Annotated in this window: 20 protein-coding genes; 9 read left to right on the plus strand and 11 right to left on the minus strand. The window is 70.4% G+C overall.

Features of this window, described 5'->3' with window-relative positions:
- Positions 1-5: 5 nt before the first annotated feature.
- The 4 genes from ACH4RC_RS13835 to ACH4RC_RS13850 form a co-directional block, all read right to left on the minus strand.
- Positions 6-986 carry a phosphotriesterase gene (locus ACH4RC_RS13835; protein ID WP_398199517.1) on the minus strand — a complete coding sequence of 327 codons (981 nt, stop codon included), beginning with the start codon at positions 984-986 and terminating at the stop codon, positions 6-8.
- Between the two features lie 110 nt (positions 987-1,096).
- Positions 1,097-2,071, minus strand: a complete 975-nt coding sequence (locus ACH4RC_RS13840; RefSeq protein WP_398199519.1) for a phosphotriesterase — start codon at positions 2,069-2,071, stop codon at positions 1,097-1,099.
- 245 nt (positions 2,072-2,316) lie between these two features.
- Positions 2,317-2,925 (minus strand): TetR/AcrR family transcriptional regulator, encoded by a 609-nt coding sequence (locus ACH4RC_RS13845; protein ID WP_398199522.1) that lies wholly within the window; start codon positions 2,923-2,925, stop codon positions 2,317-2,319.
- Positions 2,926-3,070: 145 nt separating this feature from the next.
- Positions 3,071-4,981, minus strand: coding sequence for an FAD-dependent monooxygenase (locus ACH4RC_RS13850; RefSeq protein WP_398199524.1), 1,911 nt, complete (start codon positions 4,979-4,981; stop codon positions 3,071-3,073).
- 131 nt (positions 4,982-5,112) lie between these two features.
- On the opposite strand from ACH4RC_RS13850, the gene ACH4RC_RS13855 reads away from it, so the two are divergent.
- Positions 5,113-5,853 (plus strand): IclR family transcriptional regulator, encoded by a 741-nt coding sequence (locus tag ACH4RC_RS13855; RefSeq protein WP_398199525.1) that lies wholly within the window; start codon positions 5,113-5,115, stop codon positions 5,851-5,853.
- A gap of 177 nt (positions 5,854-6,030) precedes the next feature.
- Here ACH4RC_RS13855 and ACH4RC_RS13860 read toward each other — a convergent pair whose 3' ends face one another.
- Positions 6,031-6,903: a helix-turn-helix transcriptional regulator gene (locus ACH4RC_RS13860; protein ID WP_398199528.1), complete on the minus strand. Its 873-nt coding sequence runs from the start codon at positions 6,901-6,903 to the stop codon at positions 6,031-6,033.
- A 234-nt stretch (positions 6,904-7,137) separates the two neighbouring features.
- On the opposite strand from ACH4RC_RS13860, the gene ACH4RC_RS13865 reads away from it, so the two are divergent.
- A complete protein-coding gene (locus ACH4RC_RS13865) occupies positions 7,138-7,902 on the plus strand; it encodes an SDR family oxidoreductase (RefSeq protein WP_398199531.1) in 765 nt (254 codons plus the stop codon).
- A gap of 32 nt (positions 7,903-7,934) precedes the next feature.
- On the opposite strand, the gene ACH4RC_RS13870 is transcribed toward ACH4RC_RS13865, so the two are convergent.
- Positions 7,935-8,840, minus strand: a complete 906-nt coding sequence (locus ACH4RC_RS13870) for a helix-turn-helix domain-containing protein (protein WP_398199533.1) — start codon at positions 8,838-8,840, stop codon at positions 7,935-7,937.
- Positions 8,841-8,977: 137 nt separating this feature from the next.
- On the opposite strand from ACH4RC_RS13870, the gene ACH4RC_RS13875 reads away from it, so the two are divergent.
- Both ACH4RC_RS13875 and ACH4RC_RS13880 read left to right on the plus strand, forming a co-directional pair.
- Positions 8,978-9,895 carry an MBL fold metallo-hydrolase gene (locus ACH4RC_RS13875; protein ID WP_398199536.1) on the plus strand — a complete coding sequence of 306 codons (918 nt, stop codon included), beginning with the start codon at positions 8,978-8,980 and terminating at the stop codon, positions 9,893-9,895.
- A 29-nt stretch (positions 9,896-9,924) separates the two neighbouring features.
- On the plus strand, positions 9,925-11,400 hold the full coding sequence (locus ACH4RC_RS13880) for a carboxylesterase/lipase family protein (RefSeq protein WP_398199538.1): 1,476 nt from the start codon (positions 9,925-9,927) through the stop codon (positions 11,398-11,400).
- A gap of 42 nt (positions 11,401-11,442) precedes the next feature.
- Here ACH4RC_RS13880 and ACH4RC_RS13885 read toward each other — a convergent pair whose 3' ends face one another.
- Positions 11,443-12,303 (minus strand): SDR family oxidoreductase, encoded by an 861-nt coding sequence (locus ACH4RC_RS13885; protein WP_398199541.1) that lies wholly within the window; start codon positions 12,301-12,303, stop codon positions 11,443-11,445.
- Between the two features lie 205 nt (positions 12,304-12,508).
- Positions 12,509-12,742, minus strand: coding sequence for a hypothetical protein (locus ACH4RC_RS13890; RefSeq protein ID WP_398199544.1), 234 nt, complete (start codon positions 12,740-12,742; stop codon positions 12,509-12,511).
- 142 nt (positions 12,743-12,884) lie between these two features.
- Here ACH4RC_RS13890 and ACH4RC_RS13895 point away from each other — a divergent pair, with 142 nt between their 5' ends.
- Positions 12,885-15,380: an ATP-dependent Clp protease ATP-binding subunit gene (locus tag ACH4RC_RS13895; protein WP_398199547.1), complete on the plus strand. Its 2,496-nt coding sequence runs from the start codon at positions 12,885-12,887 to the stop codon at positions 15,378-15,380.
- A 161-nt stretch (positions 15,381-15,541) separates the two neighbouring features.
- On the opposite strand, the gene ACH4RC_RS13900 is transcribed toward ACH4RC_RS13895, so the two are convergent.
- Positions 15,542-16,333 carry an IclR family transcriptional regulator gene (locus ACH4RC_RS13900; RefSeq protein WP_398199550.1) on the minus strand — a complete coding sequence of 264 codons (792 nt, stop codon included), beginning with the start codon at positions 16,331-16,333 and terminating at the stop codon, positions 15,542-15,544.
- Between the two features lie 106 nt (positions 16,334-16,439).
- Between ACH4RC_RS13900 and ACH4RC_RS13905 the strand changes: the two genes are divergently transcribed.
- The 4 genes from ACH4RC_RS13905 to ACH4RC_RS13920 all read left to right on the plus strand — a co-directional run bounded on the left by ACH4RC_RS13905 (position 16,440) and on the right by ACH4RC_RS13920 (position 21,815).
- On the plus strand, positions 16,440-17,399 hold the full coding sequence (locus ACH4RC_RS13905) for a 5-dehydro-4-deoxyglucarate dehydratase (RefSeq protein WP_398199553.1): 960 nt from the start codon (positions 16,440-16,442) through the stop codon (positions 17,397-17,399).
- Positions 17,400-17,626: 227 nt separating this feature from the next.
- Positions 17,627-18,964: a gluconate:H+ symporter gene (locus ACH4RC_RS13910; protein WP_398199556.1), complete on the plus strand. Its 1,338-nt coding sequence runs from the start codon at positions 17,627-17,629 to the stop codon at positions 18,962-18,964.
- 46 nt (positions 18,965-19,010) lie between these two features.
- Positions 19,011-20,345 carry an enolase C-terminal domain-like protein gene (locus ACH4RC_RS13915; protein WP_398199559.1) on the plus strand — a complete coding sequence of 445 codons (1,335 nt, stop codon included), beginning with the start codon at positions 19,011-19,013 and terminating at the stop codon, positions 20,343-20,345.
- Positions 20,346-20,636: 291 nt separating this feature from the next.
- A complete protein-coding gene (locus tag ACH4RC_RS13920; protein WP_398200482.1) occupies positions 20,637-21,815 on the plus strand; it encodes a hypothetical protein in 1,179 nt (392 codons plus the stop codon).
- A 179-nt stretch (positions 21,816-21,994) separates the two neighbouring features.
- On the opposite strand, the gene ACH4RC_RS13925 is transcribed toward ACH4RC_RS13920, so the two are convergent.
- Both ACH4RC_RS13925 and ACH4RC_RS13930 read right to left on the minus strand, forming a co-directional pair.
- Positions 21,995-22,366, minus strand: a complete 372-nt coding sequence (locus ACH4RC_RS13925; protein WP_398199561.1) for a hypothetical protein — start codon at positions 22,364-22,366, stop codon at positions 21,995-21,997.
- Between the two features lie 172 nt (positions 22,367-22,538).
- Complete coding sequence (locus ACH4RC_RS13930; protein WP_398199564.1) at positions 22,539-24,284, minus strand: ThuA domain-containing protein; 1,746 nt, start codon at positions 24,282-24,284, stop codon at positions 22,539-22,541.
- Between the last annotated feature and the right edge of the window lie 23 nt (positions 24,285-24,307).

Consider the following 24,307-nt stretch of genomic DNA (forward strand, 5'->3'; position numbering starts at 1 on the left):
CTCTCCTACTTCTGGAGGGTCGGAAGGGCTGCCTTCTGGAGGGTCAGGAAGGCGGCGGGGTTGTCGACGAAGACCGTGTGGAGGGCGGCTTCGTCGAGGCCGGCGGCGCGCAGGTCCGGGATCAGGTCGTCGAAGAGGTAGTTGACGGTGTGGCCCTTGACTCCGGGCCAGCCCAGCGGGGAGCAGTTGGCGTCGGCGGAGGCGAGGACCTGCCCGATGCGGCGGCCCTCGTCGATGAACCGCAGGAAGTGGTCGAGGCGCTCCTTGCGGGGGCGGGCCCAGAACGGGGGGTCGGGCAGCTCGGTCTCGTAGCCGAAGGTGTCGAAGCCGATGCGGCCGCCTTGCTCGGCGATCCAGACGTCGCGGGTCTTGTCGGCGTTCACGCCGTCGTCGACGTGGCCGAACAGGACACGGTGCAGGGGCAGTTGCTCCTCGTTGAAGATCGCGATGGCGTTCTCGGCGTCGATCGCGAGGTGGGTCAGGATCGGGGCGCCCGTGGCCAGTGCGGCGCGGGCTGCGGCGCGGTAGATGCGCTTGTCCAGGTCGGTCATACGGCCGCCCCGGCTCACCCCGACCTTGATGACGCCGGCGCGGCTGCCGGTGTCGCCGATGCCGACGGTGATCTCGTGGACGAACTGCCGCGTCAGGTAGTCGACATCGGCGCGGGCGAAGTGCGGCAGAGCGGTGTCGCCGCCGACGAACCCGGTGCAGGCGACGATGTGGACGCCGGTCTTCGCCGACAGCGACTTGTAGTGGTCGACGTCGCGGCCGTTGCAGATGCCGGTCGCGTCGACGAAGGTGCCGCCGCCCAGCTCGTGGAAGCGGCGCAGCTTCGGGACGGTCTCCTCGTAGCGCTGCTCGGGGGTCTTCCACCACTGCGTGTCCAGCTCGGAGCCGGGCATGCCGTAGCCGATGTGTTCGTGGATCGCCACGAAGCCCAGCTCCTCGGCGGGGATCGGCCCCAGGACGGTGTTCACTCGCGACACAACATTCACCTTCGAACCTTCGAACCTTCGAACTTCGGAACTGTGGAACCTGGGACCTGGGACCTGGGACCTCGGGAAAGTGGACGTGGCGGTCGTCCGGGCCGCGGCGGTCAGCCCATCGCGAGCAGGTCGCGAGGGTTCGCCTCGACGATGCGCCGCACGTCTTCGTCGCCGACGCCGTGCGCCTTCAGTACGGGGATGAAGGCGGTCAGCACGTGGCTGTACGGGAGGTCGTTCGCCGGGTGGCCCTTGGCCACCCCGGTCGCGCCGACGGAGAGCAGGACCCGGCCGGCGTGTCCGGTCCGTACGAGGTCGGCGACCAGGGTGGCGCGCTCGGCGTCGGTGACGTGCTCGGCGTCCTCGGTGCCGACATGGTCGAGGACGACGTAGGCGCCCCGGGCGGCGAGCTTGCCGGGTACGCCCGCGGCGACGGCGTCCCTGCGGTCGAGCCCGCCGACGGCGACCCGGTCGGCGGGCAGCTTCTCGTCGAGGACGACGCCGAGTTCCGCCAGGGGGTCTCGGCCGTACCGGAGCGAGGCGGCGACGCCGGTGGTGAGGGCGGTCCGGGCGGCGCCGCGCAGCAGACTCTCGTCGGTGGCGGTCATGCCCTCGCGCGTCGCCGCGGTGACGACCAGTCCGGCGAGGCCGCGGCGTTCCACGCGCGGGACCACCATGCCCTCGGTGATCTCCTGGGTGAAGAGGCCGGCGAACTTCTCGGCCGGCCACGGGGTCGGCGGGTTGGTCTGCGGTGTGAGGAAGTAGCCGCCGAGCAGTTCCTCGGGGCCTTGGCCGGTCGAGGCGACGATGTGCACACCGGTCGCGCTGGACAGTGCCTCGTACAGCCGTACGTCACGTCCGTGGAACATGCCGGTGCTGTCGACGATCGTGCCGCCGCCGTGGGCGCGGAAGTCGCGCAGCTTGCCGACGAGCGTCTCGAAGATCTCGGCGCGGTCGAGGGTGACGTCGAAAGCGTGCTCAGCGCCTGGGAGTACCGACAGCAGGGCCTCGTGTACCGCAACGACGCCCAGCTCGTCGGCCGGCACCGGGCCCAGGACGGTGTTCACGATGGTGCTGTTCGCGCTCATGTCTGCCTCACGTGTCCGGTGTGGGTGCGGCGGTGCACCCTGTGGCTGCCGTCACGCTAACCATTCGCTTTACATGGCGTCAATGAAACGAACACCACGAAAAAACATTGGCATGCGTGTTGCGCGACGGCGGAAAATGAGAGCACGGAGAAGGCGCGCCGAGACGCGTCCATGGGACCGGCCCCACGACAGACCGGCACACCGCCCTCAGGACGGTGTGCCGGTCGGCAGGGGGCGGGCAGCGGTCAGTTCAGCAGCCGGACCCAGCTCGCGCTCAGCTCGTCGAGGAGCTGAGCGCCGGTGAGCTTCCAGTCGGCGTCGCCCCAGTGCTGGGCGACGTAGTCCAGCTCGGCCATGGCCAGGACGCCCCGGAAGCGGCGCTGGTGGGGGGCCAGGCGGCCGGCCGCGGTGAGGCCGTCCTCGATGTCGCTGATGGCCTCTTCCATCCAGCGTTCCACCAGATCGCGCAGGACCGGGTCCACGGCCGCGGCGTCGCGGGCCACCCGGATGATCGGCCGGATCTCCGGCCAGCTGTCGGCGGTCCGCCGCAGCCAGGCGGCGATCACCTCCGGCGTCCCGTCGGCCACGGTGGCGACCAGGTCCTGGGCCGTGGAGCCGTGCTCGGGCGAACGGACGCGCTGGAGCGCCTCGTTGAGCCGCTCGTCGATGAGCGCCTTCATCAGATCGCTGCGGGACGGGAAGTAGGCGTAGAAGGTCACCCGGGTGGTGCCGGCGGCCGTCGCGATCTCGTCGACCTTGGTGGCTGCGTATCCCTTCTCGGTGAACAGCTCCAGGCCCGATTCGAGCAGCAGCCGACGCGTCATCTGCTTCTGCGCCTGTCGGAGGTTCGCCATGCCGGGGATCCTAACGCGCCGCCGTACGCGGGCCGTACTCAGCGGCCCGTGAGCGAGCACGCCGCAAGGACGCCTGGCTTTCTGTAAAGCGCCGACCGCAGGCCGGTCGAGCGCACGCGGCGGTCCGAGGACCGCCCCGTCGACCTCAGCCGGCTGTGCGCAGGACCCCGTCGAGGAAGTCGGACAGCTGCGCGGCGGCGTCCAGCGGAAGGACGTGCGCCACGTACTGGTCGGGGCGGACCAGCACCATGCAGCCTCGGTCCCGGTCGATTCCGCGCAGGTCGAAGATGTCCGCCTGCCGCGGGTCGGGACAGAAGACCTTCTCGTGGTCCACCAGGGCGAAGCGGCCCTTGCGGGGGCGCAGCACCGGAGGCAGCGTGGTCGGGTCGAGGGTGTGATGGGGCTGCTGCAGGATCGCGCGTACGTCGAGAACCGCATCCGGTTCGGCGCCCGCGGGGGTGAAGCGAGCCAGCGGGGAGGCGGCAGAGGCGAGATGGTCGCAGAGCCGGCGGAACGAGCCGTCGGCGGACCGGTCCCCCACCCGGTCGGCGAAGAGGTAGAGCCGCCAGGCACCGTCGGCCCGGGCCGCGTGCCCCAGCTGTACGGGTCTGGCATCGGCAAGCCGCACCACCGGCGCGGAGTGGAACCGCATCCCGGTCGAGAACCCCTTCGCGAGGTGCTGGTGCTCGCCGGTGCCCGTGATCATCGAGGGCTCGTAGCGGACGGACAGCCCGGCGGTGTAGCGGCCCTGGTCCCGGAAGTAGTCGGCGAACCGGCCCCGTTCGGCTTCGGCTTTCGAGGCGGCTGTGGTCGCGCCCCCTCCCGCCGCCATCCTGGAGGCGAAGTCCCGGTCGAAGTCGATGAGGTCCTGGGCGACCGTCTGCCGCTCGGCCGAGTAGGTGTGCAGCAGCTCGGGAGCGGCGCTGCCGGTGAGCACACCGGCGAGCTTCCAGCCGAGGTTGAAGGCGTCGGCCATCGACACGTTCATGCCCTGCCCGGCCTTTGCGCTGTGGGTGTGGCAGGCATCGCCCGCGATGAAGACGCGGGGCAGCCGGTCGGCCGTCTCCTCGGGCGGCACGTCGTCGAACTTCGCGCACAGCCGCTGGCCGACCTCGTACACCGTCCACCAGCCGACGTCCTTCACCTCGACCCGGTAGGGACTCAGGATCCGGTTCGCGGCGGCGGCCAGCACTTCGGGGGTGACGGCACGCTCCCGCAGCAGGTCCCGGTACCGCTCCGCTTCCAGCTCGATGTACAGCCGCACCAGATATCCGCCTTCACGCGGAATGATCAGTAGCGCTCCGGCCTCGGACTGGACCACGGACTTGAGCCGGATGTCGGGGAAGTCGGTCTCCACCAGGACGTCCAGTACGCCCCAGGTCTGGTTCAGTGCGTCGCCCTCGAGCCGGCGGCCGATCGCCTTGCGTACCGCGCTGCGCGCACCGTCGCAGCCCACCACGTACTTCGCGCGCACCACGGAAGTACCCCCCGCGTGCTCCAGGGTCACGGCCACCGGATGCTCCCCGGCGTCCGCACCACCGGCGATCTCCACCGCGCTCGCCGTCAGCCCGTAGTGGGGGACGACGCGGGCCGCCGAACGGGCCATGTGCTCGCGCAGATGGTCCAGCATGCGGGCCTGGTTCACGATCAGGTGCGGCATCTCGGAAATGCCGTCCTCGACATCCTGGATCCGCCCGGTGCGGACGATCGCCGAGCGGTCCGCGGGATCGGGCCGCCAGAAAGACACCTCGTTGACCTGGTAGGCCTCCTCCTTCAGCCGCTCGGCCAGGCCGAAGGCCTCGAACATCTCCACGGTGCGGCAGGCGACCCCGTCGGCCTGACCCACCTGCAACGGCCCGTCCTTGCGATCCACCACCACCGTCCGGATCCCGGGGAAGGCGGCCAGCTGCGCCGCCAGGACCAGACCGGCCGGACCACAGCCGACGATCAGCACATCGGCCGTGTCGGGCAGGCCGGCGTCCGGGTCCTGGGCGGCGGGGTGCGCCTCCTGCACAGAGGGGTCGCCGGGACGGTATCCGTCGAGATGAAACTGCACGATGCGCACTCCTGGTCAGGCGGGACTGGGCGGACGAGGCGGGGCTGGGCGGACGAGGCCGGACTGGGCGGACGAGGCCGGAGGACGTCACGATTCCGCACGTCCCACCAGGAGGGATAGAGTTTTCTGCCATGCGGAACAAACCTGCCTACGCCGTCGGCTCCGTCGACTCCGCCCTGCTGCTCGCCATCGTGCTGCGCCAGGAAGGGCCGATGCGGGTCACCGACGCCGCGCAGCGGGTCGGCGTGTCCGTCTCCACCGCACACCGGCTGCTCGCCACGCTGGTGCACCGCGACTTCGCCGTGCAGCTGCCCGACCGCCGCTACGACGCCGGTCCGCAGCTCGGCCGGGCCCGCTCCCGGGCACCCGTGGCACGGCTCCGCGAGGCCGCCGGTCCGCAGCTGCGCGCGCTGCGCGACCACTGGCACGAGACCGCCAACCTTCTGCTGCTGGACGACGAGGGGACCGGAGTCCGCTTCCTCGCGACCGAGGAGGCCGACCAAGTGCTCCGCGTCGGCGACCGTACCGGGCGCATCCTGCCCGCCTATGCCGCCTCCGGTGGCCGTGCGCTGCTCGCCCGGTACGACGACGCCGCCGTGGAGGCAATCCTGGAGCGCTGCGGTCTCGCCCCGGACCAGCGCGTCGTACACCGGCGCGCCATCCAACGCGCCCGCCGCGAGGGCCACGCCCTCAACCAGGAGGCCACCGAGACCGGCCTCACAGCGCTGGGCGTCGCCCTGCCCACCGGCACGGCGGACTACCCACCCGCCGCGATCTCGCTGTCCATGCCGTCGGCACGCTGGTCCCGTGGGCTGCTGCCCGCCTTGTCGACCGCGCTCAAGACTGCCGCGGCCCGCATCGCCGCCAGTTGAGACCCCGTTACGGCTCGAGCACCCGGCTTCAACGGCCGGCCTGCGGCGCCTTTGCGGCGACCGAAGGCGCGGCCGAGGCCGTGCCCCTCATCCTCCCAGTGGGTCCGGCGGGCATCTGCCGTTGCGTCTCCGAACCCGCGCGGTGCCCGGATCCCCGTAACCCGAACGGCGTGGGCGTCAGGCTGTCGGGGGGCGCGGGGCATCCGCCGGTCGGTCAGGTGCTGTGCCGGTGGACTCGGTGTGTGAGAGTGCGGCCAGGAGGCGCAGTTTCTCGTCGCTGTCGCTGTCCTTGTCGGGGTAGTAGACGACGAGGATGACATCGTCGACAGGGAGCTTGTCGCGGTGCAGGTGCAGATCACCGACGACGGGATGGTGGACGCTGGTGGTGCCGCCGTCGAGACCGCGGACGTCGTGGCGGGCCCACAGGGTGCGAAACCGCTGACTGGACAGTGCGAGTTCTCCGACGAGTTCCACGAACCGGGGGTTGTCGGTGTCGTCCCCAATGGTGGTGCGCAGGGCGGCGACGAAGCCGGCGGCGGCTTTCGTCCAGTCCTGCTGGAAGGCTTGTTCCTCGGGATCGAGGAACAGGGAACGAAGCCGGTTGTGGCCGGGTTGCAGGCGTGGGGAGAGCGCGACGGCCATCGGGTTGGAGGCCAGGACGTCGAACGCGCGCCCTTCGACGAACGCGGGGATCTGCAGGTGGGCGAGCAGCTGGTGCACACGCGCCGGTACCTGCTCAGGTCGCTTGCGGCGCGGCGCCCTCGGCCGTGCTGCCGCGAGGCCGAGCAGGTATGTCCGTTCGACATCATCGAGATGCAGGACCCGTGCGAGTGACGCGAGGACCTGCGGCGAAGGATTCTTGTCGCGGCCACGTTCCAGGCGGAGGTAGTAGTCGGGGCTGATGCCGGCGAGAAGGGCGACCTCCTCACGGCGCAGGCCGGGCACCCGGCGGTTGCCGCCGGGCGGGAGGCCTGCCTGTGCCGGGGAGACCAGCTCACGCCGGGCGCGCAGGTAGCTGCCGAGTCGGTTGCCGGATGCGTCGTCCTTCATACCGCCACGGTAATGCGGTGTGCGGGTCGCAGAGGGGGCCCTGGCAGGACCAGGGAAGATCAGGGCACTGTCACGCCGGGCTGAATCTGCCAAGACTGCTGGAACAGCGTTCTGCGAAGGACCACGAACCCGGGACCACGGACCACGGGCCACGGGCCACGGACCGCAGAACATCACCGAAGGCGCCCCTGCCCCGGCTGTCGGCCGGCCGCGCCCTGGATTTAAGGAAACACCATGGACCTCTCCCACCGCACCGTCCTCATCGTCGGCGGGACCTCGGGCATCGGGCGAGAGCTGGCCCACCGGTTCGCCGCGGCCGGGAGCACCGTGGCCGTCGGCGGCCGCAACACGCGGGCGCTCACGGAACTCGCCCAGGAGGGCTTCGGCACCGTCAGGATCGATGTCACCGACAGCGCCTCCGTCGCTTCCGCCCGCGACACCGTGCTCACGCGCTACCCCGAGCTGGACACCGTGGTGACCATGCCCGGCGTCATGCTCCTGGAGGACCTGCGCGACCCCGCACACTTCGAGACGGCAGCAACGACGATCGACACCAACCTGCTGGGCACCATCCGGGTCATCGACGCCTTCACCCCGCACCTGATCCGGCGGGGCACCGGCACCCTCATCACCGTCACCTCCGGCATCGCCTTCCTGCCCTTCCCGCCCATGCCCTCCTACGCCGCCTCGAAGGCCGCGGTGCACGCCTACTCCGAGGCGCTGCGCGCCCAGCTCGACGGCACGGGCGTCGACGTCGTCGAACTCGTGCCCCCGGCCGTCGCCACAGCGGGCCAGGAGAAGGTGAACCCGCACGCGCTGCCGCTCGACGACTTCGCCACCGAGGTCATGCACCTGCTCTCGCAGGAGCCCACGCCCCGCGAGGTCGTCGTGAAGGCGGCCCTCGTACACCGCTGGGCCGAGCGCGACGGCACCTACGACGACCTCGTCGCACAGCGCTCCCGAGCCCTGGGCGTGCTGCTGCCCGGTCGCCAAGGCTGACACCGCCGTCCGTCATCGCCCGGGAGATCACCTCAGCGGTGTGACGACGTCCACGGAACGCCGGCGCCGTCCGGGCGTGGCGCCCTGCCGCCGCTCGCCTGCCGGAGCAGCGCGAGGCCCTCCTCGGACGAGGAGCCTGCGGGGGTCGTGCACACGATGAGCGTCTGCTCCGGTGCACGGGCGATCGACAATGTCTGCTGTGTCACCGTCACCGTGCCGACGAGGGGGTGATGGAGCTCGTAGGACGCGGCGTCGCACGGCGCCACACGGTGGTCGCTCCACAATGCGACGAACTCAGGACTTTTCATCGTCAGCTCGCCGATCAGCTCCGCGAGCAGCGGGTCGTCCGGGTGCCTGCCCACAGCGACGCGCAGGTTGCCTACCACCGCGCGTGCCTTGCGCTCCCAGTCGGCGTACAGCTGTTGACAGTGCGGGTCCAGGAACAGCATCCGGCTTGTGTTCGGACGTCGCGCCGGGTCTTCCGGGCCCAGGAAGTCCAGGTGACCGGCGAGCAGGGCGTGCCCGAGGGTGTTCCAGGCCAGCACGTCCGTACGGCGGCCGAGCACGATCGCCGGGACTCCGTCGACGGCGCGGAGGAGGTCGCGTGTTTCGTCGGCGAGCTTCTCCGGCCGGGGGCGGCGCAGCCGGGGAGCGTGGCGGGCCGCGTCGGCGAGCCGGTCCAGGTGCTCACGCTCGTGGGCGTCGAGCAGGAGTGCGCGGGCGATCGCGTCGAGCACTTCGGCCGAGGCCCCACGGGACTGGCCCTGCTCCAGCCGTGTGTAGTACGAGACGCTGACGCCCGCCAGCTGGGCCAGTTCCTCACGCCGGAGCCCGGCCACCCGCCTGCGGGGTCCGAGTTCGCGCAGGCCGACGTCCTGGGGGCGCAGCCGCGCCCGTCGGGCTTGGAGGAAGGTGCCCAGCGGGCCGGGTCCGTTCATCGCCCCAGTATCGGGTGCGCCGCCGGACCCCAGCCACACCCTGCGAGGGGTAGGACAACCCGGGAGTGGCTCGTTCCCGTCCGCGTGTTCAGGCTCGTCTCATTCGACGCCGCACCGCAGACCTGAGGACGGATCACATGCATCGGAAACCGCAGCCAATCACTTTGGGCGACGTCACTGTCGTCCGGATCGACGAATTCTATGGATCGGTCGAGATGACCCCGAGCCAGTTCTTCCCGGACAGCTCGGCCGACGCGTGGGACGAGCACCGCGACCTGCTGGCGCCCGACTTCTGGGACCCGGAGACGAACGAGTGCCGGTCCGCGATCCAGTCCTGGCTGTTGCGCAGCGAAGGGCGCACGATCCTCGTCGACACCGGCGTGGGCAACCACAAGGACCGGCCCTACGCGCCGGTGTGGAGCCGCCTGGACACGCACTACCTGGACAACCTCGCCGCCGCCGGGGTCCGGCCCGAGGACGTCGACATCGTGGTCAACACCCATCTGCACGTCGACCACGTCGGCTGGAACACCCGCCTCGAAGGCCGGTCCTGGGTACCCACCTTTCCGAACGCCACGTATCTGATGCCCCGGAGGGATTTCGACTTCTGGGACCCGGCCAACGAGAACGAGACCGTGCTGGGCCGCGGGAACCAGAACGTCTTCGAGGACAGCGTCACGCCGGTCCACCAGGCTGGTCTGACGCGTTTGTGGGAGGGGACGTACCGGATCGACAAGAACCTGCGTCTCGACCTGGCCCCCGGGCACACTCCCGGCTCGTCGGTACTCACCCTGGAATCCGGCGGCGATCGTGCCCTGTTCGTCGGGGACCTGGTGCACACCGCGCTGCAGATCGCCGAGCCCGACATCAACTCCTGCTTCTGCGAGAACCCGGCCGAGTCCCGCGCCACCCGGCACAAGCTGCTCGGCCGCGCCGCCGAGAACAACGCGCTCGTCTTTCCCGCGCACTTCGGCGGCCAGGGCGCCGTGGAGGTCGCGCGCAGCGGCTCGAAGTTCGCGATCAAGGAGTGGACGGATCTCCCCCGCGTCTCCTGATGGCTCCCTCAAGAAAGGAGGCACGTGACGTGCCCCGTGAGAAAGATCCGGTCGTCGAAACCCCGGCGGGCGCCGTACGCGGCATCCGTGCGGAGTTCGGCGAGCGCTACCGCTCCGTCCCCTACGCGGCGGCCCCGACAGGCGCCGGCCGTTTCGCCGCGCCCGCGCCGCACCCGGGCTGGTCCGGTGTCCGCGACGGGACCCGGCCCTCCCCCACGGCTCCGCAGCCGAGCCGCGACTTCGGCCGACTGGACATGGTCCCCTACTTCGGGCCGGGCTGGGTGCCCGGCGAGGAGTACCTGACCGTCGATGTCCACACACCCGGCACCGGAGACGGCCGGCGCCCCGTCATGGTCTTCGTACACGGCGGCGGGTTCGTCACCGGCTCGAATCGCGCCGCTCTCTACGACGGCGCCGCGTTCGCCCGCGACGGCATCGTCCTCGTGACGGTCAACTACCGCCTCGGCATCCCCGGATTCCTCGACCTCGCGGGCGCCCCGGCCAACCGGGGACTGCTGGACGTGCTCGCCGCACTCAGGTGGGTGCGGGACACGATCGCGGCGTTCGGCGGCGACCCCGAGAACGTCACAGTCTTCGGCCAGTCCGCGGGCGCGACCCTCACCGGGGCGCTGCTCGCGGCTCCGGAGGCCAAGGGGCTCTTCCGGCGGGCTGTCGTCCAGAGCGGCAACGGCACCGGTGCGTTCACCCCCGAACAAGCGCAACGGGTCACCGCCACGGCGGCCACCGCACTGGGCGTCGAGCCGACCGCCGAGGCGTTCGCCTCCATCCCGGACGAGCGCTTCCTGGCGATCCTGCCCGCACTGGCCGGCCTGGACCTCCGCACCGGTACCGCCACCGATCCGCTGGCCGGGCTCAGCCCGTTCAGCCTGGTGTCGCCGGTCCAGCCCGCCGACGGTCTCGCCGACGGCCCGGGCGGCGACGTCGATCTGCTCATCGGCACCAACACCGAAGAGGGACGTCTCTACCTCGTACCGCAGGGAGGCCTGGAGTCCACCACGGAAGCCGACCTGCTCGCCGTCGCCACCCGGGCGCACGCGGACCCGGAGGCCGCTCTCGCCGCGTACCGCGCGGCGCGGCCGGACGCACCACCTGGTGAGTTGCGCGCCGCCGTGCTCGGGCAGGCCCTTTTCGCCGCCGGTACGACGCGCATGGCGCAGGCGCACGCGCGGATCTCGGGCGGCCGCACGTACGTCTACTCCTTCGGACACCGCTCGACGGCTCTGGACGGTCGCCTCGGTGCCGCACACACTGTCGAGCTGCCCTTCGTGTTCGACATCGCCGACAAGCCCTGGCTGCACGGGGACGCCCGTCTGCTCGGCCCCTCCCCCGCCCCGGCGGGGCTCGCAGCCCAGGTGCACGGTGCCTGGATCGCGTTCGCCAGAAGTGGGAATCCCGGCCGGACGTCCTACGCCGCGCAGCGATTCACGGTGGAACGGTTGACGGGGTCGCCTGCGAGACAGGGGCGCAGACGATGCCAGGCGTAGAGGTCGCCCTCGTTCGCCGGAGAAGACCAAGCGCTCGCTGGGTCAGCGGGTGTCGGTCATTCCGCCGGTGACCGCGATGGTCTCGCCGATGGTGTAGCTGGAGTCGGCTTCGGACGCGAGGTAGACGTAGGCGGGGGCGAGCTCTTCGGGCTGGGCCGCGCGGCCCATCGGATCGGCGGCGGCCAGGTTCTCCTTCAGGTAGTCGTCGGGGAAACGCTGGCCGGCGAGGTTGAGGACGGTCCAGGTCGGTCCGGGCGCCACCACGTTCGCGCGGACCCCGCGCTTGGCCAGGTGCGAGGCGATGGACTTGGTGAAGATGATCTGGGCGGCCTTCGACGCCGCGTAGTCCATCATCATGTCGCTGCCCTTGAGGCCCTCTTCCGAGGCCGTGGCGATGATGGCGTCGCCGCGCTCCAGGTGGGGCAGGGAGGCCATGACGAGGTGGAAGTAGGCGTAGACGTTGGTCCTGAAGGCCAGGTCGAAGTCCTCGAAGTTCAGATCGTCGAGCGAGTTCTGGCTGTTGAGGCGGGCCGCGTTGCTCACGAGGACGTTGAGACCGCCCAGAGACCGTACGGTCGTCTCGACGGCGTCCTCGCAGAACTGCGGGTCGCACAGGTCGCCGGGCACCAGCAGGCACCGGCGGCCCTCCTCCTCGACCGCTGTGCGGGTCTGCTCGGCGTCCTCCTGCTCCTCGGGCAAGTAGACGATGGCCACGTCGGCGCCCTCACGCGCGTACAGGACCGCGACCGACCTGCCGATCCCCGAGTCGCCACCGGTGATCAGCGCGACCTTGTCCCGCAGCTTGCCCGAGCCGCGGTACCGCGGCGCCATGTAGCGCGGCGGCGTCGACATCTTCGACTCGAGGCCCGGCCGCGGCTGGCGCTCGAACCGGTACGGCGGCATCGGTTCGGTTTCCTTGGGACCGGCCGAGGAAACATCACGCGCGTCAGTCATCAGCAAAACCTCCAGCTCACATACCTCAGGTGGCCCTTCGCGTAACCAGGATGAGAGCCCCCGAAACAGCGACCACGTCACGGGCCGGCTCCCCCGGGGCGGGTGGGCAGAGCGTCATGTCGACCACGCCGGACTCCGCACCTGCCCACGCGGATCACCGCTGCCAGGGGCATGACTGGGCAGGCGGCGGCTTCGCCTTTCCGCCGGCGATCAGATCCCGCAGCGTCCGGTCGTACCTCTTCACCGGCGCCTGCGTCCCGCGGTTGAGCGGGGATCGCAGGACGACGATCACCACCAGCACGCGGTGCCCGGCGGCACCGGAAAGCCGGTCACCCGAGCGGTCGAACAGCGCGATGGCTGACGTGCGGGTACACCGGTCGGCTTCCAAGGTGGGGAAAGGCCCGCACACCGGCGACCCTGACACCGCCGGACAGCCTGAGTCCTTGTCCGCGGACCACCGCCTTACCGACAACGAATGCGGCACGCGGCTCGTCAGGTGGGCCGGGTGTCGCCAGGATCGGACAACTGCTGTGACGACTTCGCCCTTCGGATCCGGCGACCCCTTCTCGGACCTTTTCAACCGCTTCTTCGGCACGAGCCCGGCGGCCTCCCCGCCGGCGGTGCAGCGCGTGCCCATCGGGCGCCTGCTCAGCGACGCCTCACAGGAGCTCCTGGCGACGGCCGGCGGGCGTGCCGCCGAGGACGGTGCCGATCTCGACACCGTGCACCTCCTGTGGGCCGCCACCCAGGTCGACCCCGGCCGCCAACTCCTCGCGCAGGCAGGCGCCGACCCCGACACACTGGCGGCCCAGGTGGAGCAGTCGCTGCCCGCCGGTGGCACGGTGGCGGAACCCCGGCTGACTCCGGCGGCGAAGCGAGCCCTGCTGAGGGCCCACGCCAAGTCCCAGGAAGCGGGTGTCTCCTACATCGGGCCCGAGCACATCCTGGCCGCGGTCGTGGAGGACCCGTCGTCCGGCGCGGCCGACGTCCTGGGTTCGGACGGTGGTGCGGGAACCCGCCGCGGCGGCGGTGGCCGGGGCGGGACCGGCGGCGGTCCAGCGGCGGGCGGGCCCAGTGCCACGCCCACGCTCGACGAGTACGGCCGCGACCTCACGGACGAGGCGCGCGCAGGACGGTTGGACCCGGTGGTGGGGCGGGCGCAGGAGATCGAGCAGACGGTGGAGATCCTCTCCCGGCGTTCGAAGAACAACCCGGTGCTGCTCGGGGATCCGGGGGTCGGCAAGACCGCCATCGTGGAAGGCCTCGCGCAGCGCGTGGTCTCCGGCGACGTGCCGAAGACCCTGCGGGACCGGCGGGTGGTGGCCCTGGACCTGTCGGGTCTGGTGGCCGGTTCGAAGTACCGCGGGGAGTTCGAGGAGCGCCTGAAGAAGGTTATCGACGAGGTCACCGACGCGCAGGAGAGCATCGTCCTGTTCATCGACGAGCTGCACACGGTCGTCGGCGCCGGTGGCGGCGGCGAAGGCGCCATGGACGCGGGCAACATCCTCAAGCCCGCTCTGGCGCGCGGCGATCTCAGCCTCGTCGGCGCCACGACCCTGGACGAGTACCGCAAGAACATCGAGAAGGACGCCGCACTCGCACGCCGTTTCCAGCCGGTGATGGTGCCCGAGCCCACGGTCGAGGAGACCGTGGAGATCCTCCAGGGCCTGCGGGACTCCTACGAGGCCCACCACGGCGTCCGTTTCACCGACGCGGCGCTGGAGAGCGCGGCGATCCTCTCGGACCGCTACATCACCGACCGTTTCCTGCCCGACAAGGCCATCGACCTGGTGGACCAGTCGGGGGCGCGGGTGGCGCTGCGCGGCGGCGCCGACAGCCCCGAGGCGGATGAGATCCACCGGGAGCTGACCCGGCTGAACCGGGAGAAGGACGAGGCCGTCCACAACGAGGACTACGAACGGGCCGCCGGACTCAAGGGGCAGATCAACGAGACGGAGCGCAGGCTCTCCGGCCTGGACGGCGAACGGGCACCCGCCGCCGAGGTCACCGAGGACGACATCGCCGAGGTCGTCTCCCGGCGCACCGGCATCCCCGTCGCCCAGCTGACGGCCACCGAGCGCGAACGCCTGATCCGTCTCGAGGAGACCTTGCACGCGCGGGTCATCGGCCAGGACGAGGCGGTCACCGCGGTCGCGCAGGCCGTGCGGCGCGGCAGGGCGGGGATGGGCGACCCCGACCGGCCCACCGGCAGCTTCCTCTTCCTCGGCCCCACCGGCGTGGGCAAGACCGAACTCGCCAAAGCCATCGCCGAGATCCTCTTCGGCCAGGAGGACCGGCTGATCCGCTTCGACATGAGCGAGTTCCAGGAACGCCACACCGTCTCCCGGCTCGTCGGTTCGCCTCCCGGGTACGTGGGCTACGACGAAGCCGGACAGCTCACCGAGGCCGTCCGCCGCAAGCCGTACAGCGTGGTGCTCTTCGACGAGGTGGAGAAGGCGCACCCGGACGTCTTCAACCTGCTCCTCCAAGTGCTCGACGACGGGCGGCTGACCGACGCGCAGGGTCGTACGGTCGACTTCCGGCAGACCGTCGTCATCATGACCAGCAACCTCGCCTCGCAACTCATCCTGAGCCACCAGGGCGCCGTCGACGAGATCCGCGACGATCTGATGGCCGAACTGCGCAGCCACTTCCGCCCCGAGTTCCTCAACCGCATCGACGAAGTGGTGGTCTTCCACGCACTCACCAGGGAGGACCTCGTGCGCATCGTGGACCTGCTGCTGGAGCGCAGCCGCCGCAGGCTGCGCGCACAGCAGGTCGGCCTCGAGGTGACCGAACGGGCCAAGGAATGGCTCGCGCAGGAGGGCTACCAGCCGGAGTTCGGAGCCAGGCCGTTGCGCCGCGTCATCCAGACGGAGCTCGACAACCGGCTGTCCACCATGCTCCTCGACGGGCAGGCGGGCCCGGGCTCCACCGTCACCTGCGACGTACAGGACGGTCAGCTGCAGTGCACGGTCACCCCCGGCGACCGTGAGACGGGCGACGAGCCGGCCACGGCAGGCTGAGCACAGCGGGTCGAGCCGGGTGCGGCCCGTGTCCGCCGGCGGGTCAGCGGGCCCGCCGGCCGTCGCGGACAACGCGTACGGCCTGATCAGCGCGGTGACGCGCCGCCGACGGCTGTGTCGCGGCGGCTCCCGCGCTTTCGGAACGTCCGGGTAGGTACAGGTCAGGTGCGCCAGGCCGGGCCGGTGATGATCGGGGGCAGCTGGGCTTCGATTCGGGAACGGAGCTCGCGCATGACGGAGACGATGCGTGTCTCGTGTGCGGCGGTGAGGCGGACGGTGGGCACGGAGCAGCTGATCGCGTCGGTGGCCGGTGCGGTGTAGCGCAGGGCGAAGCCGAAACCGGTGATGCCCGCCACCGTCTCTTCGCGGTCGATCGAGTAGCCGCGTTCCCGTGTCGCGCGCAGGTCGGCCAGGAGAGCCTGTCGGCTGCTGTGGGTGTTGGCCGTGAGAACGGGGAGCGGCCCCTCGGGCAGGGGAAGCTGGTCGTCCGCGCGTTCGGCGAGCAGCGCTTTGCCGAGCGCGCCCGCGTGAGCGGGGATGCGGCGTCCCACGCGGCTGATGGTCCGCAGGTATTCGTGGGATTCGCGGGTGGCGAGATAGACGACGTCGGCGCCGTCCAGCCGGGCCAGGTGCATGGTCTCGCCGAGTGCGTCGGAAGCTTCGTCGAGGTAGGGGCGGATGTGCTGGACCCGGTTGTCGCCGTCCAGGTAGCTGGTGCCGGTGAGCAGTGCGCGGATGCCGATGCCGTAGAGGGAGCCGGTGACGTCCGTGCGGACCCACCCGCAGTCGACGAGTTGCCGCAGCAGTTGGTACATGCTGCTGCGCGGGATCTCCAGTTCTTCGGCGAGTTCGTCCAGGCGCGAGGGGCGTTCGCCTCGTGCCGCCAGCACTTCGAGGACGGCTACCGTCCGTGCCGCCGACTTCACCCCGCGTACCACTGACCCCTCCGCCATGCCCACATCGTAGGTCCGTGTGCTCGGAGCGTTGACCGTCAGGGTTCCTCTCTCTAGGTTCATCTGCATACGCGGATGTCATCTACATACAGAGATGAGGCTTCTCATGAGCGACGCCGGCTTCGCGGCGACCGAAGTAGCTCTCCGGATACGTCAGGGGGCACGGGACGGCGTGCTGTCGTTCCCGCTCACGGCGTTCCAGGCCGACGGGGCGCTCGACCTGCCCGCCTACCGCGGCTACCTGAGCACCCGTCTGGAAGCCAACCCCGGCGCCGTGTTCCCCGCGTGCGGCACCGGTGAGTTCTTCTCGCTGGACGAGGACGAGTACCGCTCGGTGGTGCGGGCCACCGTCGAGACGGCCGCCGGGCAGGTTCCCGTGATCGCGGGCATCGGCTACGGGTGGGCGCAGGCCCTGCGCTTCGCCCGCATCGCCGAGGACGCGGGCGCCGACGCGGTGCTGGCCATGCCGCACTACCTTGTCAACGGCCCGCAGAGCGGCCTGGTGGAACAGGTGGGAAGGATCGCCGGAGGAACGGACCTTCCGCTGATCGTGTACCAGCGCGACCACGTCGCCTACACAGCGGAGAGTCTGCGCCGGATCGCGCGATTCCCCACCGTGATCGGGCTGAAGGACGGGCACAGCGACCTCGACCGGCTTCAGCGTCTGACGCTGGCGGCACCACAGGGATTCCTCTTCTTCAACGGCGCTCCCACCGCGGAGATCCAGGCGCGCGCGTATGCCGCGGTGGGCGTGCCCGCGTACTCCTCAGCGGTGCACGCCTTCGCGCCGGAGATCGCCAACGCGTTCTTCGCCGCGCTGAACGCCGCCGACGACGCCCGGGTGGAGCAGTTGCTGCGCGAGTTCTACCTCCCGCTGGTCGAGATCCGGGACCGGGGCACGGGCTACGCGGTGGCGCTGGTCAAGGCCGCTGCCCGGATGCGCGGTTGCCCCGTCGGCCCGGTCCGGGCCCCGCTGGCCGAACCGCGCCCCGAAGACCTCGCCGACCTGTCCGAGGTCCTGGACCACGGCCTCGCGCTCGTAGGCGCCCGTCGGCAGGCCGGCTGAGTCCGCACCCGCTTCCGCGCAGCCGGCCCGGCCCCAGCGGGTCCGGCAGAGCGCGGCACGCGGGTTCTCCTTCCGCCCGGCGCCGGCTGCCCCGCACAGCCGCGGCGTCGCGGTGCTTCGCGCAGTGCTGCACCGGGGTGCGCCGGTCAATGTCGCGCGCCCGCGGAATCCGTCCGCCGCTCCATACAGTTCATCCGCCGCTCCATACAGTTCAAAGGGGAACTGTCTTGCCTCTCGTGGTAGTCGGCATCAGCGTTGTGATCCTGCTCCTGCTCATGACGCGGCTGAGACTGAACGGCTTCGTGGCCCTGCTCCTGGTCGCGGTCGGTGTCGCCCTGGTGCGCGGCATTCCGGTCGCCACCATCCCGGACGTGCTCTCCGAGGGCATCGGTGGCCAGATCGGCGACACCATGCTCATCATCGGCCTCGGCGCCATGGTCGGCCGTGTCATGGGCGACTCCGGCGCCGCACAGCGGATCGCAGGGAGACTCCTCGACGTCTTCGGTACCCGCGGCGTCCAGCTGGCCATGATCGTGACCTCGGTCCTCATCGGCGTCACCATGTTCTACGAGGTCGCGTTCATCATCATCGTGCCGATCGCCTTCACCCTGGTCCGGGTCACCGGGGTGAAGCTGCTGTGGGTCGGTTTGCCGATGTCCATCACGCTGTCGACGATGCACAGCTTTCTGCCGCCGCATCCGGGCCCCACCGCCGTCGCCGCCACCTTCCACGCCTCGGTGGGGCTCACCCTGTTCTACGGCCTGTTCATCGCCGTTCCCGCGGGCGCGCTCGTCGCCATGGTGTGGCCGCGGCTTCCGTTCATCCGGGCCATGGACCCGCAGATCCCCGGCGGTCTTGTCAGCGACCGTGAGTTCACCGACGAGGAGATGCCCGGCTTCGGCTGGTCCCTGTCCGTCGCCCTCTTCCCGGTCGCCCTGATCGCCGGCGCCGCCGTCGTCGACCTGGCCACCGACAGCGACAACGGCCTCCTCCACGTCATCGCCTTCGTCGGGTCCGCCCCGATCGCCCTGCTGCTCGCCCTGTGCCTGGCGATCTGGGCCTTCGGTCCGCGCGTGGGCCGAAGCCTGGAGGACGTGGGCGACTCGTGCGCCTCCGCGGCCAAGGCCATGGCCATGATCCTCCTCGTGATCGGCGCGGGCGGCGCCTACAAGAACGTCCTCGTCGAAGGCGGCATCTCCGACTACATCAAGGACCTCACCGACAGCTGGTCCATCTCCCCGCTCGTCCTCGCCTGGCTCATCGCCTTCATCCTGCGCATAGCCCTCGGCTCGGCCACCGTCGCCGTCGTCACCGCCTCCGGCGTCGTCCTGCCGCTCCTCGCGGGCAGCGGCATCCACCCCGAGATGATGGTCCTCGCCGTCGCCTGCGGATCGATCGCGTGCTCCCACGTCAACGACCCCGGCTTCTGGCTGTTCAAGGAGTACTTCAACCTCTCCGTCATCGAGGCCATCAAGGTCCGCACCACCTACACCACCGTGCTGGCCCTCCTCGGCCTCGGCGGAGTACTGGCCGGCGAATGGTTCCTGGACACGCTGAGTCTCTAGCCACACCCCTTCCGAACGACCCGCTCACACCACACAAGGACTTGTGATGACCACCAGCCAGCCGACTGTCCGCGCGTTCTCCGTGTACCCGGTCGCCGGGAGAGACAGCATGGAGCTGAACCTCTCCGGAGCCCACGGCCCCTACTTCACCCGCAACGTCCTCGTGCTCACCGACTCCGAAGGGCGTACCGGACTCGGTGAGGTCCCCGGCGGAACAGCCATCACCCAGACCCTCCGCGACGCCGAAAGCCTCGTCATCGGCACGAAGGTCGGCGATCACAAGCGCGTCCTGCGCGAGATACGCGAGCGCTTCGCCGACCGTGACACCGCCGGCCGGGGCGCGCAGACCTTCGACCAGCGCACCACCGTGCACGCCGTGACCGCGGTGGAATCCGCCCTGCTCGACCTCCTCGGACAGCATCTCGACGTCCCCGTCGCCGCCCTACTGGGCGACGGTCAGCAGCGCGACGCCGTGCGCGTCCTGGGCTACCTCTTCTACGTCGGGGACGCGGCAAGCACCGACCTGGAGTACGCCGTGGAACCGGACGCCGAAGCCGCCTGGCACCGCGTCCGCCACGAGGAGGCCCTCACCCCGGCCGCGATCGTGCGCCAGGCCGAAGCCGCCTACGAGCGGTACGGCTTCCGCGACTTCAAACTCAAGGGCGGTGTACTGGAAGGCGCCGAAGAGATCAGGGCCGTACAGGCGCTCAAGCAACGCTTCCCCGACGCGCGCATCACCCTCGACCCCAACGGCGCCTGGTCCCTGCGCCAGGCGATCGAACTGTGCGCGCCCCTGGTCGGCACCCTCGCCTACGCCGAAGACCCGTGCGGTGCCGAGGGGGGCTACTCCGGACGCGAGATCCTCGCGGAGTTCCGCCGCGCCACCGGCCTGCCGACCGCGACCAACATGATCGCCACCGACTGGCGGCAGCTCACCCACGCGCTGGCCCTGCAATCCGTCGACATCCCGCTGGCGGACCCCCACTTCTGGACGATGCGCGGCTCCGTCGGCGTCGCCCAGCTCTGCGACTCCATGGGCCTCACCTGGGGCTGCCACTCCAACAACCACTTCGACATCTCCCTGGCCATGGTCACCCACTGCGGTGCCGCGGCGCCCGGCGACTACAACGCGCTCGACACCCACTGGATCTGGCAGGAGGGTCTGGAACGCCTCACCACCAACCCCCCGCGCATCGAGAACGGGCAGATCGCCGTACCCGACGCACCGGGCCTCGGGGTCCACCTCGACATGGAACGCCTTCTGGCCGCGCACGAACTGTACGAACGCAAGAAGCTGGCCGCCCGCGACGACGCCCATGCCATGCAATACCTCATCCCCGGCTGGGAGTTCCAGGGCAAGCGGCCCTGCCTCGTGCGCTGACCTTGCCCCCACCCGACCGCCCGGGCGAAGCGCACCGTACCTCCGGCACTCCGGCATGCCGGAGGTACGGCATAGGAAGACGCCCGGGGTGCTGTCGGTGACCCGCAGCAGGAAAGCGCCGGTGGAGCGCTCGGCCCGCTCCCTCACGCTGCGCGTGCAGGCCACGGACAGCCGCGGAAACACCGTAACCCAGACCCCCTTGGAAGAGCGTGTCACCCCGGACCGGAGCCACCGGTGAGGCATCCTGTCAGCACGTGTCCTCCAGAGGCAGCCGACGTGAAGGGTGCGGTCATACGGGTGTCGTCCTCGAAAGTTACGGTCGTGGCTCTCCTGGCGGATCCGGACGCGCCGACAGATGTCGCGCGGCGCATGGCCCGCGTTCTTCCGGCACGGCTCGCCGGAAAGTCCGGGCCGGACCGGCGATTCGATGTCGAGGTGGTGAGTGAGCCCTTCACCTCGGGCAGCGAGGACCCGCCCACGTTGATGAGCCGGATCAGGGACCGTGCGCGCGCGGAGAACTGGGACGTTGTCGTGGCTCTCACCGACCTCCCCCTGCACGCCGACGGGCACACGTTGCTGGCGGATGTGAGCCACGAGCACGGTCTGGCACTGCTGTCGCTGCCTCCGCTGGGCGGCCTGCGGCAGCAGACGAGAGCCCGGCAGGCCGTGGAAGAGACCGTGCTCGGCCTGGTGCGGGCGCAGGTCGAGAAAGGCGAGGCGGCACCGCGACGCCGATCGCTGCCGACGCCGTTCGCCCGTCGATTCGCCTCGATCCACCCGGAGCCGTCCGGCGGCGACGAGCAGACTGCTGACCTTCGTTACGTCGTCAGAGGCCGACGGGGCCACCTGCGGGTGCTCTCGGGCATGGTCCGCGCCAACCGTCCCTGGCGCCTGGTGCCGGGCCTGTCCAAAGCATTGGCGGCCGCGCTCGCGACCGGGGCTGTCGCCACCGTGAACTCCACCGTCTGGAGTCTGGCCGAGGCCCTGAGCGTGCCCCGTCTCATCATCGCCACGGTGGGATCTCTCGCGACCATGATCGGGTGGCTGATCGTGGACGCACAGCTGTGGCATCGCTCGTCGGACAGCTCGACGGAGGCCAGGCGCCGGGCGAGGCTCTACAACGCCTCGACGATCGTGACCGTCGGGATCGGGGTGGCTGTCTGCTACGTCGGCCTGCTGGTCATCAACCTGGTGTGGGCACTGTTCATCCTCAACGACCGGGTGTTCGCGTCCCTGACCCGGGCTCCGCTGGACGCGACGGACTATCTGACCCTCGCCTGGTTCGTCGCTTCGGTCGCCACCGTGGGCGGCGCGCTGGGGTCGGGCTTGGAGAGCGACGAGGCGGTCAGGGCAGCCGCCTACTCCAAACGCGAACAGGAACGTCGCCGCCAGGTACTACAGGCCGAACACGCCGACCAGCCCGGGCACGCCGGTCACCGGTCCGGCCAGCGGGGCGCCGGCCACGACTGACGGGTGGACGACCGGTGTGAACCGCCCCCGGGCGCATCGCCGACCAGCTCGATGTACACCCCGAGGCTGTCCTGGTCTCGGACCAGATCTCGGCCAAGGGCGTCGCCCCTCGATGTCGGCGATCGCGTCGTCCGGGTCCAGTCTCCATGCAGCGGGGACGCGCCCTCTCGCCGCTGCTCTCACACGGGGACGTAAAGGTCTTGAGGTGACGCGCCCAGGATGAGCCCGTTGTCGAAGTGGACCTGCACCGTCACCATCGGCCCCTGTTCCTGGAACGCGACCCACGTCGGGTGCAGTTCGCCGACCTTCCGCTCCAGCTGCCTTTTGCTCTCCGGGGGCATGCCGTCACCGTAGGAGTCGAGCAGCGCCTTGAGCCGCTCATACTCGCGGACATCGGCGTCCTCACGGACATGTTCGACGACTTCTTCCACGGTTCCTTCGGTATCGGCGGCGAGGGAGAGGATGCCGATGACCGCCCCGGACACCTCGATCGGGTCGGTCAGGCGGAGATCGGCGGCCAGCTTGACCCGCTGGCCTTCCTGCAGAGTCATGAGATTCCCTGTTCTACGGTCCGGACGTGCTCGCCCCATGATCGCTCTCGTCCCGCCCGGCTGTGATACCGGCCGGGCCGCCGGCGACGAGCGAGCTGTCGGCTGCCCGCGGCACGGAGCCCGGGGGATCCGTGCCGCGTTCGTCACGCCGTACCGGTCACGCGCCAGCCCGTCATGGCAGGGTCCACTTCTGGTTGGGACCCGTGTGGCAGGTCCACAGGTGGACCGGTGTGCTGTCGTTCCAGGCGCTGCCGGAGGCGTCCAGGCACTTGGCCGACTGCGGGTTGCGGACCGTGCCGTCGGACTGCGGCGCCCATCTCTGCGCACCGGAGCCGTTGCACGTGTAGAGCTGGATCTTCGTACCGTCCGCGCTGCCACCGCCGGACACGTCCAGGCACTTGCCGAGCGCCTTCAGCGTCTGGTCCGCGCCGATCGTCCACTGCTGTGCCGCGTTGGCGTTGCAGGTGTAGATCTGGATCTGCGTGCCGTCGGCGGTGCCCGCGCCGCGTACGTCCAGGCACTTGCCGTTGACGCCCTTCACCTCGCCGGTGCGCGGTGTCGGCGGCGGCGTGCCCGCCTGCTTGATCCGGATGTTGCGGAACGCCGCGTCGTCGCCGGTCCCGTGATTCTGCAGCCCGATGTATCCCTGTTTCAGGCTGCGCGCCGGATCCGTGTTGGTGAAGTCGTTGATCTTCCGGCCGTTGAGGAAGACCTCCAGGCGCTCGCCGGTGACCTTGATCTCGTAGGTGTTCCACTCCCCCGGCGGGTTCAGCGCGGCGTCCCGGGCGGCGGTGTCCGCCGACTTGAAGCCGTAGACGGAGCCCGTGGTGCGGTCGGGGGAATCGGTGGCGTCGATCTGGATCTCGTAGCCGTTGTTCACCGCCGACCAGGGATCGTCGGAAGCCGGGAAGCCCACGTACACGCCGGAGTTGTCGTCGCCGGCCAGCTTCCAGTCGAGCTTGAGCGCATAGTCGCCGGTGAACTCCTTGGCGTTGTACCACAGCATGCCGAGGCCGTCGTACGAGGTGAGCGTGGAGTCCGCCAGGGTGAACCCGCCGGGCCCCGCCTGCTTCCAGCCGGCCGTGGAGGCGCCGTTGAAGAGCGGCGTGTAGCCGGTCTCCGGACCGCAGTCGGCCTTGGTCATCCCGGCCGCGTAGCGGATGCCGCCCAACATGTGCTTGGTGAAGGCCGGGTCGGTATAGGACTCCTCGGTGTGCCCTCCGCCGGTGTAGAACGCGCGACCGCCCTGATAGTCCTTGCACCAGGCGATCGGGTGGTCGCCGGACATGGTGCCACCGGAGTAACTGGACTCGTCGAGGGAGGCCAGCACATGGGCCGTGGCGCGGGGGTTGGTGCGGTAGTTGTACCACTCGTCGGTGCGCTGCCAACTGCTCGGCAGGTGCGCGGTGGCGGCGTGCGCCCGGTCCTCCACCTTGACGGTGGCGGACTGGATCGCGGGATGTGACTGGAAGAGCGCGCCGGCGAGGCCTTCGTAGAACGACCAGTCGTACTCGGTGTCGGCGGCCGCGTGCACGCCGACGTAACCACCGCCGCCCTTGATGTAGTTCTCGAAGCCGGTCTGCTGGGCGGCGTTCAGCACGTCGCCCGTGGTGGAGAGGAAGACGACCGCCTTGTACTGAGTGAGGTTGCCGGAGAAGGCCGCCGCGTCCTCGGTGGCGTCCACCGTGAAGTTGTTCGCCGAGCCGAGAGTGCGCAGGGCGGCGATGCCCTCGTCGATCGAGGAGTGGCGGAAGCCCGCCGTCTTGGAGAAGACGAGGATCCTGTACGCGGGGTCGGCCACCGGCCGTGCCCCGGCCGGGGCCGAGGTCTGTGGCGCGGACTCCGCCACGGCCTGGGGCGTCAGGAGCAGCGCGGCGCCCGCGCACAGGCTCAGGACCGCTTTCACTGTCGTACGCATGTGCTTGTCACCTCCGTTCATTA

Origin of the sequence: Streptomyces sp. NPDC016845 (assembly GCF_044332585.1) — a bacterium.
Classification (GTDB): Bacteria; Actinomycetota; Actinomycetes; order Streptomycetales; family Streptomycetaceae; genus Streptomyces.